General features: G+C 66.6%; 21 protein-coding genes. 8 read left to right on the top strand and 13 right to left on the bottom strand.

All coding sequences use genetic code 11. From position 1 onward, the window contains the following. Positions 1–46: 46 nt before the first annotated feature. Positions 47–286, bottom strand: a complete 240-nt coding sequence (locus BMW78_RS03105) for a hypothetical protein (protein WP_091756232.1) — start codon at positions 284–286, stop codon at positions 47–49. A 212-nt stretch (positions 287–498) separates the two neighbouring features. On the opposite strand from BMW78_RS03105, the gene BMW78_RS03110 reads away from it, so the two are divergent. The 6 genes from BMW78_RS03110 (at position 499) to BMW78_RS03140 (ending at position 5,374) form a co-directional block, all read left to right on the top strand. Continuing rightward, entirely contained in the window at positions 499–891 is a 393-nt protein-coding gene (locus BMW78_RS03110) for a VOC family protein (protein ID WP_091756234.1), read from the top strand. A gap of 403 nt (positions 892–1,294) precedes the next feature. Next, positions 1,295–1,933: a hypothetical protein gene (locus tag BMW78_RS03115; RefSeq protein ID WP_091756236.1), complete on the top strand. Its 639-nt coding sequence runs from the start codon at positions 1,295–1,297 to the stop codon at positions 1,931–1,933. A gap of 302 nt (positions 1,934–2,235) precedes the next feature. Then, positions 2,236–2,499, top strand: a complete 264-nt coding sequence (locus BMW78_RS03120; RefSeq protein ID WP_091756238.1) for a DUF1905 domain-containing protein — start codon at positions 2,236–2,238, stop codon at positions 2,497–2,499. Positions 2,500–2,967: 468 nt separating this feature from the next. Beyond that, positions 2,968–3,501, top strand: a complete 534-nt coding sequence (locus tag BMW78_RS03125) for a DUF7255 family protein (RefSeq protein WP_218144201.1) — start codon at positions 2,968–2,970, stop codon at positions 3,499–3,501. 1,094 nt (positions 3,502–4,595) lie between these two features. Further along, a complete protein-coding gene (locus BMW78_RS20400; RefSeq protein ID WP_143056126.1) occupies positions 4,596–5,030 on the top strand; it encodes a hypothetical protein in 435 nt (144 codons plus the stop codon). 158 nt (positions 5,031–5,188) lie between these two features. After that, entirely contained in the window at positions 5,189–5,374 is a 186-nt protein-coding gene (locus tag BMW78_RS03140) for a hypothetical protein (RefSeq protein ID WP_091756244.1), read from the top strand. Between the two features lie 1,360 nt (positions 5,375–6,734). On the opposite strand, the gene BMW78_RS03145 is transcribed toward BMW78_RS03140, so the two are convergent. From BMW78_RS03145 to BMW78_RS03190, 12 genes are all read right to left on the bottom strand, one after another. Next, a complete protein-coding gene (locus BMW78_RS03145; RefSeq protein ID WP_091756246.1) occupies positions 6,735–7,559 on the bottom strand; it encodes a hypothetical protein in 825 nt (274 codons plus the stop codon). Beyond that, positions 7,559–7,771, bottom strand: coding sequence for a hypothetical protein (locus BMW78_RS03150; RefSeq protein ID WP_091756248.1), 213 nt, complete (start codon positions 7,769–7,771; stop codon positions 7,559–7,561). Before BMW78_RS03150 ends, BMW78_RS03145 begins: the two co-directional genes overlap by 1 nt. Beyond that, on the bottom strand, positions 7,768–7,998 hold the full coding sequence (locus BMW78_RS03155) for a hypothetical protein (RefSeq protein ID WP_091756250.1): 231 nt from the start codon (positions 7,996–7,998) through the stop codon (positions 7,768–7,770). Before BMW78_RS03155 ends, BMW78_RS03150 begins: the two co-directional genes overlap by 4 nt. Beyond that, on the bottom strand, positions 7,995–8,450 hold the full coding sequence (locus BMW78_RS03160; RefSeq protein WP_091756252.1) for a hypothetical protein: 456 nt from the start codon (positions 8,448–8,450) through the stop codon (positions 7,995–7,997). The genes BMW78_RS03155 and BMW78_RS03160 overlap by 4 nt, the downstream gene beginning before the upstream one ends. Before the next feature lie 124 nt (positions 8,451–8,574). Further along, positions 8,575–8,775, bottom strand: coding sequence for a hypothetical protein (locus tag BMW78_RS03165; protein ID WP_091756254.1), 201 nt, complete (start codon positions 8,773–8,775; stop codon positions 8,575–8,577). A gap of 17 nt (positions 8,776–8,792) precedes the next feature. Next, the gene (locus tag BMW78_RS03170; RefSeq protein WP_091756256.1) at positions 8,793–9,440 is read right to left on the bottom strand and encodes a hypothetical protein; all 648 of its coding nucleotides are present in this window, start codon (positions 9,438–9,440) and stop codon (positions 8,793–8,795) included. Between the two features lies 1 nt (position 9,441). Next, entirely contained in the window at positions 9,442–9,711 is a 270-nt protein-coding gene (locus tag BMW78_RS03175) for a WhiB family transcriptional regulator (protein ID WP_091756258.1), read from the bottom strand. Further along, positions 9,708–9,842, bottom strand: a complete 135-nt coding sequence (locus tag BMW78_RS21310; RefSeq protein ID WP_281247057.1) for a hypothetical protein — start codon at positions 9,840–9,842, stop codon at positions 9,708–9,710. The genes BMW78_RS03175 and BMW78_RS21310 overlap by 4 nt, the downstream gene beginning before the upstream one ends. Positions 9,843–10,032: 190 nt before the next feature. After that, positions 10,033–10,203 carry a hypothetical protein gene (locus BMW78_RS20650; protein WP_177180245.1) on the bottom strand — a complete coding sequence of 57 codons (171 nt, stop codon included), beginning with the start codon at positions 10,201–10,203 and terminating at the stop codon, positions 10,033–10,035. Beyond that, positions 10,203–11,357 (bottom strand): AAA family ATPase, encoded by a 1,155-nt coding sequence (locus BMW78_RS03180; protein WP_091756260.1) that lies wholly within the window; start codon positions 11,355–11,357, stop codon positions 10,203–10,205. Before BMW78_RS03180 ends, BMW78_RS20650 begins: the two co-directional genes overlap by 1 nt. Further along, a complete protein-coding gene (locus BMW78_RS03185) occupies positions 11,357–11,605 on the bottom strand; it encodes a hypothetical protein (protein ID WP_091756262.1) in 249 nt (82 codons plus the stop codon). The genes BMW78_RS03180 and BMW78_RS03185 overlap by 1 nt, the downstream gene beginning before the upstream one ends. A gap of 133 nt (positions 11,606–11,738) precedes the next feature. Beyond that, a complete protein-coding gene (locus tag BMW78_RS03190) occupies positions 11,739–11,912 on the bottom strand; it encodes a helix-turn-helix domain-containing protein (protein WP_091756265.1) in 174 nt (57 codons plus the stop codon). A gap of 261 nt (positions 11,913–12,173) precedes the next feature. Here BMW78_RS03190 and BMW78_RS03195 point away from each other — a divergent pair, with 261 nt between their 5' ends. Both BMW78_RS03195 and BMW78_RS03200 read left to right on the top strand, forming a co-directional pair. Next, entirely contained in the window at positions 12,174–12,677 is a 504-nt protein-coding gene (locus BMW78_RS03195) for a helix-turn-helix domain-containing protein (protein ID WP_091756267.1), read from the top strand. Continuing rightward, complete coding sequence (locus BMW78_RS03200; protein WP_091756269.1) at positions 12,670–13,791, top strand: tyrosine-type recombinase/integrase; 1,122 nt, start codon at positions 12,670–12,672, stop codon at positions 13,789–13,791. The genes BMW78_RS03195 and BMW78_RS03200 overlap by 8 nt, the downstream gene beginning before the upstream one ends. Positions 13,792–13,802: the final 11 nt, after the last annotated feature.

Genomic DNA, 13,802 nt, shown 5'->3' on the forward strand with positions numbered 1-13,802 from the left:
CGGCAGAGAGTGTCATGAACGTCAACCGTCTTCAGGAGACGGGCACTCAGCGGAGCCACCCGGGGCGGGGGTTCACCGTGTCGCCGTACCAGCTCAAGTCGTCCTCGTAGGCAGCCTCGAAGGCCTCGAGACGACTGTCCGCGAGGAGTCCGTCGGCAACGTCGTCCGAGCAGGCGACGAGTGTGCTGTCCCAGTCGATCTCCGTGGCGACACACCACGAGTGGTCCGACGGCCAGATCAGGTTGGCCGACTGCGGCCAGAACGGATCCATGCCGGGCCACTGCATGAAGGCAGCCTTTCTCGCGCTGAAGAGACGGTACGAACGCTCGGAGCGTCCATGGCGCCCATCTGGCAACGCCGGTCCACGACTTCTCCGCACTACGCCGAGCCGCGGTTCATGCTTTGAGGGGGAACTGCTCCCGCTGCTTTCCGGCCCGCCCCGTATCGGTGCCATGGTGAGATGATCGCGAAAGCGCAGAAGCCTAGGGGGCCTGACCGATGCACATGAAGTTGGAACTGATCCCACTACCGGTCTCAGATGTGGACCGAGCCATCGACTTCTATGCGGGCAAGCTTGGGTTCGAGAAGGATGTCGACGTGCGGCCGAGTGAGGGGGTCCGCGTCGTCCAGCTGACACCCGAGGGCTCGGGTTGCTCCGTTGGTTTCGGGACCGGCTTGGACGTGTACGCGGGAGAGCCCGGCAGTGTCAGGGGCTTGCACCTGGTCGTAGAAGACATCACCGAGGCGCGTGCCGAGCTCATTCGGCGCGGCGTAGAGGTCGGCGATATCCACGACTTCGGGGGCGGAGTTCGAGGTGCGAACTTCTCCGACCCCGACGGCAACACTTTCGAGCTGCAGGAAATGGCGTGGCGCAGGGGGCCCCAGTACTAGCGCGGCCCCGAGGTGGACACCAGCCTGCTGGGGGTGGTGCAAAGTGGGCTGACCGATGCCGGGACGACATCCCGCGGGTAACGCGCGATGTCCGCTTGCTGCGACGGGTCCTTCCGTCCGCGTCGTTTCCACGCGACGAAACACCCTCCAGCACTCAGGGCGTTAGGAGAAGTGCCTCTCCTGCCCCTGTTCGGGGAGCGGGTGCTGCGGCCCTCACTCGCAGGGAGGACCTCACTTCCGTCGCCATCGTTGGTCGTCGCGAGCCACCAGCGGATGAGCGTCTTTCGCATTTTCCCGACCTGAGCAGCGGCGCGTGTGCCACTCTGACGCCCGGGGGGGGCCGACCGGCTCCGGTCGTCGCGAGGAAGTCGTTCTTCCTCGCCACACACAGGGGGATGCACTCATGCGTACAGCTCTACGTACCACCGTTGCCGTCGCGGCCATCGTCGTACCGCTCACTGCAACAGCACTGCCCGCCACCGCCGCCAGCAGTCTCCTGTACCGAGACAGGGGCACGTACGCCGAGACCTACTTCGAGGGCGCGGGAACGCCTGGCGGCCTGCCCGGCAACTACTCGATGGGGTGGCTCAGCTTCCACAGCACCGACGTCGCCGAGGGTTATGTCGACACCTACGCCTGCGACCCCGGCGAAACCCCCTGGGGCGACGTGAACGGTGAGAACGCCTGCGACCCTGCCGGCTCCTACTACGCCTGGGGGGAGACCCTGAAGCTGGTGTCCGGCAAGGGAAAGAACCCCTCCAGCACCTACTCAGGGACTCTCGGCCTGTACGACATGATGTCCGAGAGCGGTGCGACCGCCGCGGAAGGCGTGCCCTTCACCGTCACGCTGACCCCCAGCGGGGCAACGTCCCGCACGACGTTCACGGACTCCTTGAAGGACCCCGAGTCGGGCTACACCTACAAGTACAGCGAGACCCGCACCACCAGCTACGCGGCCGTCGCCGGGAGCCTCGATGGCGTTCCGGCGGTGGGCGGTTCGGTGGGCACCTACTCCCTGAGGAGCATGGAGCGCAGCCGCTGATCCTCACCACGGCCCGGATGGGCTGACCCAACCAGCTGCCGCTGTGGGCTGACCGTAGCTGTCAGCCCACAGCGGCAGAATCACTTCTTGGCACTGCCGTTGGCGACGGATGGTTGAGAGAAAGATGCGGGCCTCCGGGCCCTCCTCATCCAGCCGTCGCCCAACGACCTGAAGCACCCATGCGACGGTGGTTCTCGCCTCAAACCGCGCTTCCTGACGTTGCAGCGGACTGGGCCGAACGACTCAGCCGAGTCCTCCTCAACGCGGCAGCTGAGTGCGCCGCGAGATCTATCGTTGGGCGCATGACGACCTTCCGCACCGTGCTCCAGGCGACAGGCGGCAACAACGTGGGCATTGTCGTTCCCGAGGCGACGGTGCTCGCCTTCAACCGCGGGAAACGAGTACCCGTCGTTGTGACGATCGACGGCGGCTACACATACAAGACGACCATCGGGGTGATGGGAGGCCGCTACCTCGTCTCGTTCAACGCGGAGACCCGTAAGCAGACGGGGCGCAGTGCGGGCGACGAGGTCGAAGTGGAGCTGGTGGCCGACCCCGACCGCTGACGGTCAATTCATCGGTCTGCCCGCGCAGCGAATGCGGCAACCTCGAACGACCGCAGCGCACGCTATCAGCGGCATGTGAGTACGTTGCATCATGAGCAACCCGGGAGCTGCCCGGCTACCTGTTCCCCGGCTGGGGCCCAAGCGCCACATCAGACCGACGTGGATGGCACGTCGCTTCGGACTACTGCAATGCCCGGGTAAAGGGTGGGTAAAACATTCGGGCCCGCGATCCGCGAAGGTCCCGGTTTACGCGCATTGGCGCATTCCGCTCCATCCGATGCCGTGTGAGCATGGCCGGGGTGAGGCAAGTACGGGGCAGCCGGGGGCGCCATGAGACTACCGACCTGGAAGAACGATTTCAGGACCGCTGCAGCGCGAGACAGGATCATGCTGGAGCGATCGCGAGAACCATGGCTCAACCAGCACGGACACCTCGGCCTACCGGAAAGCCTTGCGGAGGAGCGCCGGGTGCTTGGGTTCATCTTCGCCGCCCTCGGTGGCGTGCCGAAACAGTTGGCCATCAGGCGTCCCGGGCAGGCGTTGCTCGGCGACTTCCGGCACCGGGAGTCCGGAACCCTGATCGAGGTCGACACCTGGCAGCACTTCAACCACTACCGGCTGATTGCCCTGAACATGTACCCGCCCGAGGTTCATCTGGGGTTCGACCTCGATGAGTACCGGTCGCTGTGCCGGCAGTGGGCGCCACGGGCCGACCACTACCGGCCGGAGTCCGCTTCGATAGTCTTCGGAGAGGCCGGTGACGCCCTGCAACGGCAACGCGCCTATGAGGATGCGCTTCGGGATCTGGTCACCCCCGTGATGGGCCGCCCACCTGTGGTGCGAGTTCCCGCTGACGACGGAGACGGTGAGGCCGCGTACAAGCGCGTCCGAGACCAGCTGATGGAACTGCAGACGCGGCAGGGGGAACGTCCCCGCGCGGCAGCCTACGGTCGTCCGGCTCCGGGCGGCTGGGCTCCGGATGGGCACCTTGCAGCGAACTGACACCGAGGTGGCAAGGTCGTGCGGGCTCGCCGCCGTCTGCGCAGTGCGCATGGCCGGGTTGCTGATGCTGGGCTTCGCGCGTCCCTGCGATCTGCACCAACGGCCTTGACATGAGGAAGTCGTCCCGGGCCGCCGCGGGCCTCACTTCCCCACGAAGGCTGCCGAGTCGATCCAGCGCGTCCTCTCATCGGCAGATCCGAGCGTCGGCGCCGACTCACGATGGGGGCGACGTTGAGCGTTCAGGTGCCGTTGAGTGGCACCCTGGCGCTGGCTCCCGAGCAGGCACAGACCCCAGTTTCCTGTCGGTACTCGAACACGGCTGTGCCGTGCTGGGCCAGGTCATCGGTGGCCGGCGCCACTGTGACCGTCACTGTTCGTCCATCGAGCTGCTCCGGGGTCACGTGTTGCGGCAGCCTCACGAGCACCGTCCCGCTGTGGGCGGTCAGGTCCGTGCAGGCCATGCCTTCTATGCACAGGTGCGCCGTGTCTCCGACGAGGTGGACGGGACTTGTTCCGTCGACATCGACGAGGTTGATGTATGCCGGCGGAGGGCAAGGAGCGCATTGATCTGGCCCGTGGCTGCACGCGACCAGAACGGCCGCACATGCCGTTACCCACATCGGTGCCCCACAGCGTCGGCCGGTCATAACCTTCAGACGTCCGTTGTCGGCGAGTGGTTGCACTGCACCGTCGAACGCCAGGCGACTCGGGCGGCGGTGCGTTGACATCGGGTCCGCAGGGAGAGCGGTGCGATCACGCGGGCGGCTCGAAGCTGCAGACGGTGCCGGCTGCGCTCATGTCCCTGGCTCGGTGCTGCCGGCTCGAGGCGAGTCGGTGATCACGGTGGCCAACAGTGCCCGGGCCCGCATGTGCCCCACGTGTGCCCCACGGGGAGGTCGCAGGTCGCTGACCGCCCCGTGGGGACCATGTCTCAGACGTTGAAGCGGAATCTGTACCGCATGGATTAGCGGCAACGACTCCTGACGATAAACCCTCTCTGACCTGCATAAACGCCGTTCACAGGTCACGGCATTCAACGGTCCTCGACTGCCCTTGTGTGGGCAATCTGAGGGCAGAACGAGGGGATCAATCTCATGACCATCACCCGCACAATCACCGCCAGTGCCCTGTCGCTCGTCGCGGCCGGCGCCATCGGCGGCGGCATCGTCCTCGCAATGGGCCAGGACCGCAGTCCCGCACCCGTCGAGCTGCGACAGGTTGCCGGGACTGCCACCAACTCACCCACCTCGAGCGCGACGACGGCCACCGTCACCACAACGACGGCAACGGCCAGCCCGAAGACCACCACAGCGCAGCAGCCCACCCGCACACACCGCCCCGTCGAGCCCAAGCCGGCCGCTACCGCAGCAGCCGAACCGGCCCCCGCGCCCGTGCAGCCGGCCCCTGCACTTGTTGCGCCCAAGCCGGTAGCCGAGCAGCCTGCGCCAGTCCAGTCGATGCCGCGCCCAAAGCCGATCGAGGAGGGAACGGCACCCAAGGTGCTGGGAACACCGACGCCGTCGAAGTAATCCACAGGGCGGGACGGAAACCGCAAAGTACCAGCAAAGTACGGAAACCAGCACGAAGCGCCACACAGGTGGCGTAGACATAGAGCGGCCCCAGCCGGTGAGCAAACACCGACCAGGGCCTTGACCGATCACCATCAGGGGAAGGCGAACGATCCACCATGAACATTACCGACACCATCACCCGCGGGAGCCTGCTTGACCCGACGCGGCAGGAACTCACCCCGCTCGAGGTCGCGGCGGCCACTGGACGCAGTCTGTTTGAGGTCTATGACGCCATCAGCCGGGGCACCCTTCCGGCAAGGCCGGCGTACCTCATCGACGCGGCCGACGTCGGCAAGCTCTAGCCACAACCAGAACGAACGACAGCGCCCCTACCTAACGTCGAGGCGGGGGCGCTGTCACGTATCCGCGGTCGAGGCGGCCCCGGTCGCCCGCAGGGGGGAAGCGTTCGCCGGGGCCTAAGGCGACGCCTGAGATTCGGGGGGTCAGGCATCGCCCTACAGACATTTTGTACCCCGCGGGGCAACCCACAAATCCGGGGGCTCTGTGAACATCTGCCAAGCCGCAAGGACCAGACAGCCCTCAACCAATCGGGCGATACCTGCCGAAAACACCACACAGCCACGAAAGGGCTCCATAGGTTGTCAATGTGCTCCTCCTAGGAACCCCCACCCTCCGAGCCATCGCCTGCCACCCCGAGGAACCAACTGACGGTCGGCACGTTCGTTGCATCTGCGCCGAGCCGGCCTGCGACGGAGCCTGCGAAACCGAGATCCTCGAGCGCTGACAGAAGCAAGGCCCGCGCCACAGTCCCCGAATCCGTGGTGCGGGCCTTGCCTTAAATCCCTGCCCAAGCTTTCGCCGGCTTGCACAGCATGCGGCACGTGCTACGCACTACGGCATCCCCCGATCAGGGGATGACATACCGCGCACCATGTCCTAGACCACTGGCCCGAAGTGGCGTGCAGGCAACGTGAGGCATGGTGAGTGGAGCCGAAAGCCTCCGCACCTGCCCTCCCCCCGGGCGGATCGGGAGACACCGGTTAGGGCGCAGTACCCCCGGTAGGCGCCCCGCCCCTCGTGCAAGCCCCAGACCATGCGGCGCTCGAGCGGGCGCACGCCCTCCCCTCTAGCCTCGTAGAGAAGCGGGTGGGCGTCGGCGCAGATTCCAGCGGCGCACCTCGCGGCCATTGATCCTCACCCACACGCCTGGGCAAGTCCACATCTGCCAGCCCTCCGCGGCCATCCGACGCCCCCACGCCTCCTCGCTCTCACCCCTCGAGGGGTCATAGTCGGCCAGGGTGTAGCTCCACATAGGGACACGGTAGGCAGTCGCCCCGACAGACAGACACCGCGAAATGTTTGAACCCTCCGCACCAACGGGAGCCATCCCCCGCGGTCCCAAGAGGACGGGCGATAGGGACACCCCCCACTAGGGGTGGGGCCGGACCCACGCACCGCCCGCGCGTCAGTCTCGTCGGCATACTGACGCTTCTCTCTCCACGAGATTCTGAGCGCCCCAGGTGGCTCCCTGTTGGCCGTTCTGAGGACCATTCGCGTGTGGAAAAAAAGTCGGGGAGGGATGCCGCCATTGCCGAGATAGGCGGCGGGCGGGACTCTCGGGTCCCCCGCCACCCCCTGTGTTGTGGTCATGCCGGCTGGCCCCGCTTACAGCCATTCACGGGGCCAGCCGGTGTCTTTGGGTTAGGCGAACGCGTGCACAGTTCCGGTGTCGCGCTGTCCGGTCATGGCTTCGATGATCTGTCGGGCACGTCGGCCAACCTCCTGCGGTCCAGCCCATTCGAAGGTGGCTCCCAGCTCGGCGAGGGCGGTCGGTGGGAACAGTGCGTCAACGGTCACGGGGGCGAGGGGTGAGCCTCCCTTGGCGCGTCCGGTGAGCGCGTCGTGGAAGGCGTACGCCTGGGTGTGGTTGTCGAAGACGGGCGGCTTGGCCCAGCGCAGTGCGGCAGCAGCAGCGGGGGTGAACGATCCGCCGATGGCGCCGGGGATGGCGGCGGCGTAGATCGTGGCGAGGGGGTCGCGGGTGGTGTCGATGCGGGCCGCTGCGTCACGCACGCGGGTCCAGGCTGTGAACGTGTCGCCGTCGAGGGCTGCGGCGTTGTCTGCCTTGAAGCGGTACGGGAGCCGGTGCGCGTCGGCGTTGAGGGTGTCGACGTCGGCGGCGAGGGCGTCACCGAACGCGGCGGCGATGGCTTCGGCGTTGGCGCGCATGATGGAGCGCAGCCGGGACGATGCGGCGTTGATGATGTGGCCGTTGAGCTTGGCGTCGGCTTCGGCTGTGGCGAGGGCGAGCGCGGCGGCGGCGCGGGCCTTCTCGAGGGCCTTGGGGTCCCCCAGGTGTCGGACGATGTCGGCGACGTAGCTGCCGGCGTTGGCGCTGTTCTGCGGGGTGGTGTTCAGGGTTTCAATGTGGGCGATGCCTGCGGTGATTTCGACGGGGAGGGCGGCGCCTGTCTGCTTGGCAGCGCGGGCCACGAGTCGAACCTCGTTGTAGTGCTGTGCGGTCATTAGAAGATCTCCTTGGCGATGCTGTCGAGGATGTCGGCCTCGGTGGGGTCGGTGTCGTTGGTGACGGGCTGGGGAAAGTGCGGGGCGATGGCGGCGGCGAAGTCGTCAGCCAGGCGCTGCCTGCGTTCCTGCGGTGTCTCGGCGACGGGTCGTGCGTCGATGGCGGCGGCTTGGGCGTCGACCATGGCTTGGAAGTCGTCGGCGATGCTCATGCGGCGGCCTTCCTGTCGAGGGGCACGGGCGCGTCGAGGCACTCGCTAAACGTGACGTGTAGGGCGGTCAATGCCAGGACGAGCAGGGCGTCGGGCGTGGTGTTGTCGACGCGGGCCAGCAGGGCGTCTCTGACAGCCTCAGAGTCACCGGCAATGGTGCACAGCGACCGGATCAGGAGGCGGGCGTCGGTGTCGATCTGTGGGCCGTCGATGGGGTTGTGTGTCATGGGGTTTCTCCTGCGAACTCGAGGAAGTCGGTGCTGTTGTTGGACCTGCGGCGGGGCGTGCGGGCGGCTCTGGTGCAGGGCTGGCAGCCCTTGCCTTTCCACGTCACCACTTGGTCGTGGTGTTCGCGGCAGCGGTAGCGGTGCGCGGTCGAGGTGGCTGTCTGGGGCTTGGCTGCCTCGGTCTCGGCGGTGTCTGCGGCCTGAGCCTCGGACTGCGCCTGAATCCCGGCCTTGGCGCACTTGGCGCACAGGCGCTTGGTTGCCTGACGTCGGCCACCGCACCGGCCGCACTTCGGCACGCCATCCTCAGCTAGGTACTCGATGGCGAAGTATCGGCAGCCGTTGCACCACCACACGCGGTCACCCTTCTCGCCGATGCGGTGGGACAGGTCAGCGCCAGGGCAGTCGGCTCGGTGCTTCATCGGGGGTGGGGTCGGGTTGGTGTCGATCATGCGGTCATGTCCTTGTGGTCGAGGCAGCGCCAGGTGCCGCGGAGGTTGTCGGCGTGCTGCGGCTCGACGTAGAGCACGGCGGCGCAGCGGGTTTCGGCGCACTTCACGGGCGTGCGAGGTTCCGTCAGTCGATCCACGGCGCGTCCATCACCTGGTCGATGGGGAACTTGTCGAATTCGGTGGGGTGAAGGTCGCCGACGTTGCGGGGCAGCTCGGGCTGGGGCTTGTGGTCAGCCGGGGGTGCGGTGTCCTGGTCGAGCCACGGGGAGCCGAGCACCTGAGGTGCCGTGCCCTCTTCGATGGGGTTCGGGCGGGGAATGCTCATGTGAATCTCCTTGAGGATCAGCGGAACCAGAGCACGGACCCGGACAGGTCGGCGCGGTTCAGGGAGTCGGACGGCCACGCGTTGAAATCGGCCAGGGCCTGAATGGCGAGGGCGATGGTTCCGCCGCTGAGGCCGGTGAGGACGACGGACATGGGCGTTACTGCGGTGGCCGATCCGCCCGCGTTGGTGGCGGCGATGGGCACGGCGGTTCCGGTGTTGGAGCCCACGACCGGGCGGATTCGCAGGTAGTCCACGCCGCTCGCGCCGTTGTTAAGCGCGAACACGCGGGCGACGACGCTGATAGCCGCGCTGGTGAAGCCTGCGGGGACGGGCAGGGAGCCGGTGAACACGTTGGCGTAGGCGGTGCCGATGCCGAATCCGCTCGAGCTGTCGTTGATGACACCGGGCACGACCGGGCTTGTGAGCGCGTCGTTTCCGATGATGCCGCCGCGCAACGTGAGGTCGTTGAACTCGGCATTGCCGTTGTCGCTGAACCGGTAGCCGCTCACGCCGGCCTCGTAGTTGTCGCTGTCCATTCCCCCTAGGCCGTTGGGGTGGAAGCCGGTGCCAAAGAACGGGGAGCCGTTGCGGGAGGCTCGGGCCTGCTCGCGGTCCTTGCGGATTTCGCCCGTGATGGTTCGTCGGGTGGGTGGGAGCTTGCTCATGTCACTTCTTCTTTCTCTGGTTGATGGTGCGTAGGGCTCCGCGGTCGCGGATGGTGCCGCCCCACACGCCGAACTTCTCGTCCATCTCGTCGGCTGCAGCACCACACAGGGACTTGATGGGGCATCCCTGTTGGCATTCCTCTGCGGCGGCTAGTAGTTCGTCTGGTGTGCCCTCGAAGAACCGCTCTGAATCGCCGCGCTGGCAGGGCAGCCAGTCATGGGACTCGTGGCGGCGTGCCAGCTCCTGGGCGAGGCCGTCAGCGGCGCTCATTGGCCCTCCCCGAACACGCGGCGTCGGTACCCGGGCGTCTTGGGTGCGAGCCACAGCACGACGGCCCAGAATCCGGCCGGCAACGCGACACCAAAGAGCGCGTATGCCAGGGCGATGATGAGCACACTCATGCCTGCGCCCTCCTACACGCCGGGTGGACGAGCACGCCGGGTCGGAGTTCACCGCCACAGACGGGGCAGTGCCGTTTCCGGGCTGCCAGTGCTGCCCTACACGCTGCGATGCCTGCGGCCCGTGCCTGCTCGGCCTGCTGCCGGTCGTCGCCGTCGATGCGGTCGCCGGTTCGGTCGTAACGGTGCGCCATCACTCCACCTCCCTCGTCCGGTACGCGGGACAGGTGGTGTCGTGGTGCACGGTCAGCCGATAGACGGGCGCCTCGGAGGTGTCGAGCGTCTGGTAGGCGTCGCAGTCACCGCACCCGCCGTGAATACGCCCGTCCTCGGGAACGGCCATGAAGAACGAGGCGCCAGCCATCACGCCACCTCGCAGCGGCAGAACAGCCCACCGCAGTCAGCGCACCGTTCGGATGGCACCGGGACGTCATCCGACAGTCCTGTAGGGGTCTGTTGCATGTGTTGCGCCTGTTGCGTTCCACCTTCAAACGCAACACTCGCAACACTCGCAACAGGGGTATAGGTGCCCCGTCCCGTCTTGGCGATGCGCCCCGACTCAGCCAGTCGGGCGAGGTACGTCCGAGCGGTGTGGGGCTCCATGCCGCACGCCGATGCAACGTCGGCCGCCTTCACCCCATCGGGTTTGGTGTTGACGAACTCCACCACCTCGGCGCTCTTGTCGCCAAGGTCCGCCGTCGCCCGGGCCATCTCTGCGGCCTGCGCAGCTTCCGCCAGGGTGGAGCCGTCGAGCGTCCACCGACCGTCAGCCGAAGTGACTGCGAACTCCGATTCGACGACATCGCGGCCGGTCACCCGGATCACCCCGGACCCAGAGTTGCGGGCGCGGTGCAGGTTGATCGTGAAGTCAGCCGCACCGTTAAGCCCATTGGTGCCACTTGTGGAATCCATCCAGTCTTCGCCGGCCGCCTTGCGGATGTGGTGAATGACGAGCAACGTCGAGCCGGGGTGCGCGTCGGCAAGAGCCTTGAGACGTGAACCGATCCGGTAGTCACGCTGATACGCGCCCTCTCCCGGCTGAGCTGGCGGCATGACCTTGCCGAGCGTGTCGAGCAGCACGAGCGGCTGTGCGTCACCGTGAACGCCCATCCACGCTTCGATGAGCGGGATTACCTGGTTGGGGTGAGCGCTGGTGACGGTGTGCAGGAGTGCTGGAATCGGGTTGCCGTCGAGCAGTTGGCGGGCGCGCCACTGCAGTCGGGCATTGCCGTCCTCGAGCGCGAGGTAGAGCACGGGTCGCGGCTTTCCTGTGGCGATCTTGCCGAACGCCGAGCCACCGGACGAGATAGCCAGGGCTACCCCGAACGCGCACCAGGACTTGCCTGCCTTGGGTGGCCCGGTCAGTAGGCCGAAACCCTCAGGAATGAGCCCGTAAACGGCCCACCGCAGCGGAGGGAAGTCCTGTGCGTCGAGCCAATCGCCTGTCTTGACGAGATCGAGGATGTCGAACGCGTGAGGGTCAGGGGTGGAAGGGTTGTCGTACTCGGTCCCGTACATCAGGCGACACCGCCTCGGGCGGCCTCAATCATTGCGGCCTGCCAGTGCGGACCTTTGGCGGCAGCGTTGCTGATCGCCAGCGCCTCAAAGTCGTTGGCGAGATCGTGAAGCCATTGACGAGCGAGCCATTCGGACGCCTCGCGCTGACCCTGCGCGCGGCCCTGCTCTATGAACGCCATGGCGCCCGCGTGAGCGCCGTCGAGGAAGTCAAATGCGGTAGACTGGACAGTGGTGGTGGAGCCGGTCACGTTGTGGCCGGTTTCATTATTTGACAAGGCTTTTCGCCCTTTCGTGCCAGCGCCTGCAGTCCCCACTGCCGTTCTTCGGCGCGCTGGTGTGATCCCCCGGCAGGGGGCCTATTCAGTTGTGAAAGTTGGCCTGTCAGGCCGCGTTGAACTTGTCGTTCACGAACTTCTCGAGGTCAGCTCGCCGGAACATGCGGCGGCGGCCGATCTTGGCGCTGGCTGGAGCCTGGCCGGTCTGCATCCACCACCGGAGGGTGGCGATTGGGACGTGCATGAAGTCGGCGGCTTCCTCGGTCGTGAGTAGATCCATGACGGACCCCCTTCGTAATCGTGAATGGGCTGTGGCTTGGTGTGCGGCAGTAGTTCTCGTGTGCCTTGGCCTTGTTGGGTCCGCCATCCGACCGCGGCTTTTCATGTCGGAGTCGCCGCCTCCCGTGGCCCCGTCACCCCCTCGTGACGCCCTGTTACGGGTCGGGCTACTGCCTACACCATCGGTGTTAAGTACCGAATACAGATGAGAGTACACGGATCGTGTTGACAATGCAACCGGGTTTGTGCAACCCTGCTCGACATGACGGAACAAGGCGCCGGCCACCGCGACGAGGAGCGCTTCACCGCGAACCTGCGACGCCTACGCGAAGCAAAGGGGTGGAGCCAGAACGAGTTGGCGACTCGGATGCGCGGGCGTGGCTGGGAGTCGTTTCGGCAAACGACAGTCAGCCGCTTGGAAAAGGGTGAGCAGAGCGTCAGGATCGGGGAGGCTCGCGCCCTCGCGGACCTGCTCGGCGTGACCGTTGACGACATGGCACTGACGGAGTCCGCAGAGGCCCAAGCCATCGCTGAACTCCGCGCAGCTATCGAGGAATGCACGAAGGCGCTAGACCGTATCGACACGTATGGGCAGTACCTTCCCCAAGCACAGGCTGACGTGCGCCGACTCATTGCCACCACTCCGAATGCGCCGGCAGACCTGCGTGCAGTAGCGCAGTCGGTGCTGACGGCAGATCCCCTGACGACGCTCACTCGAGCGCTGACCATCGGCCAGGAGATCGCCGGGGGCGGCAGCGATGGCTAACGGCGTCACCCGACGTGGTGACTCATGGCGCGCCCGCTACCGCAACCCCCGCACCGGAAAGCAGTACCAGCGCACATTCAAGCGGCAGGCTGAGGCTCAACGCTGGTTGCGGGATCAGGTTGCATCGCTCGACCGGGGCGCGTGGATCGACCCGAGCGCCGGCCGCATCACATTCGCCGACTACTTCGCCCGTTGGTCAGCTCGTCAGGTGTGGACGGATGGCACGCACAAGGCCATGTCCCTCGCGGTGAGATCTACCCCGTTCGGGGACGTGCAGATCAGGCACATTGCCGCCACCGACGTTGAGGCCTGGGTGAAGGCGATGAGCCAGCCCTCAGATGAGCGGGCGCGGCCACTGGCACCGGGCACGATCAAGACCAGGTTCACCAACGTTCGGGCCGTCTTCCGGGCGGCCGTTCGCGATGAGGTGATTGCCAAGGACCCCACGGAGGGTGTGCGGCTGCCCCGGCAGCGCAAGCGTGAAGCGGCCATGACGATCCCGACCCCTGATGAGGTGCGGGCCATGCTCGAGGCCGCGGATGAGCGGTTCCGGGGCTTCGTGGGCGTGTGCGCGTTCGCCGGGTTGCGCTTGGGCGAGGCGGCAGCACTGCAGGTCGCAGACGTTGACTTCCTGCGCCGTCAGATCACCGTTTCTCGACAGGTCCAGCGCGCCGGCGCAGGGAAGGTAGAGATCCGCTTGCCCAAGTACGGCAGCGAGCGCGTCGTGCCGATCCCGGACGAGCTGGTGACGATGCTGTCAACGCATGTCGCCCTCGGGCACCGCGGCGACTGGCTCTTCCAGGGTGCTGGCGACACTCCCCCGCATCAGAACACGGTGGGCTACTGGTGGCGGCAGACATTGGCCGCCGCGGGCCTGTCAGGGGTGCGGCTGCACGACCTGCGGCACTTCTACGCTTCGGGCCTGATCGCGGCAGGGTGCGACGTGGTGACCGTGCAGAGGGCGCTAGGCCACGCCAAGGCCACCACAACCCTCGAGACGTACAGCCACCTGTGGCCCTCCGCGGAGGACCGCACACGGACGGCCGCCGCGACGCTCGCCGGGGAAGTCCTCGGCGCTAGTGTGGGCGCTGTGAGGGCAGGGGGTGATATCTGAGCGTCTGACGT

This window comes from Pedococcus cremeus (assembly GCF_900111375.1).
GTDB lineage: Bacteria > Actinomycetota > Actinomycetes > Actinomycetales > Dermatophilaceae > Pedococcus_A > Pedococcus_A cremeus.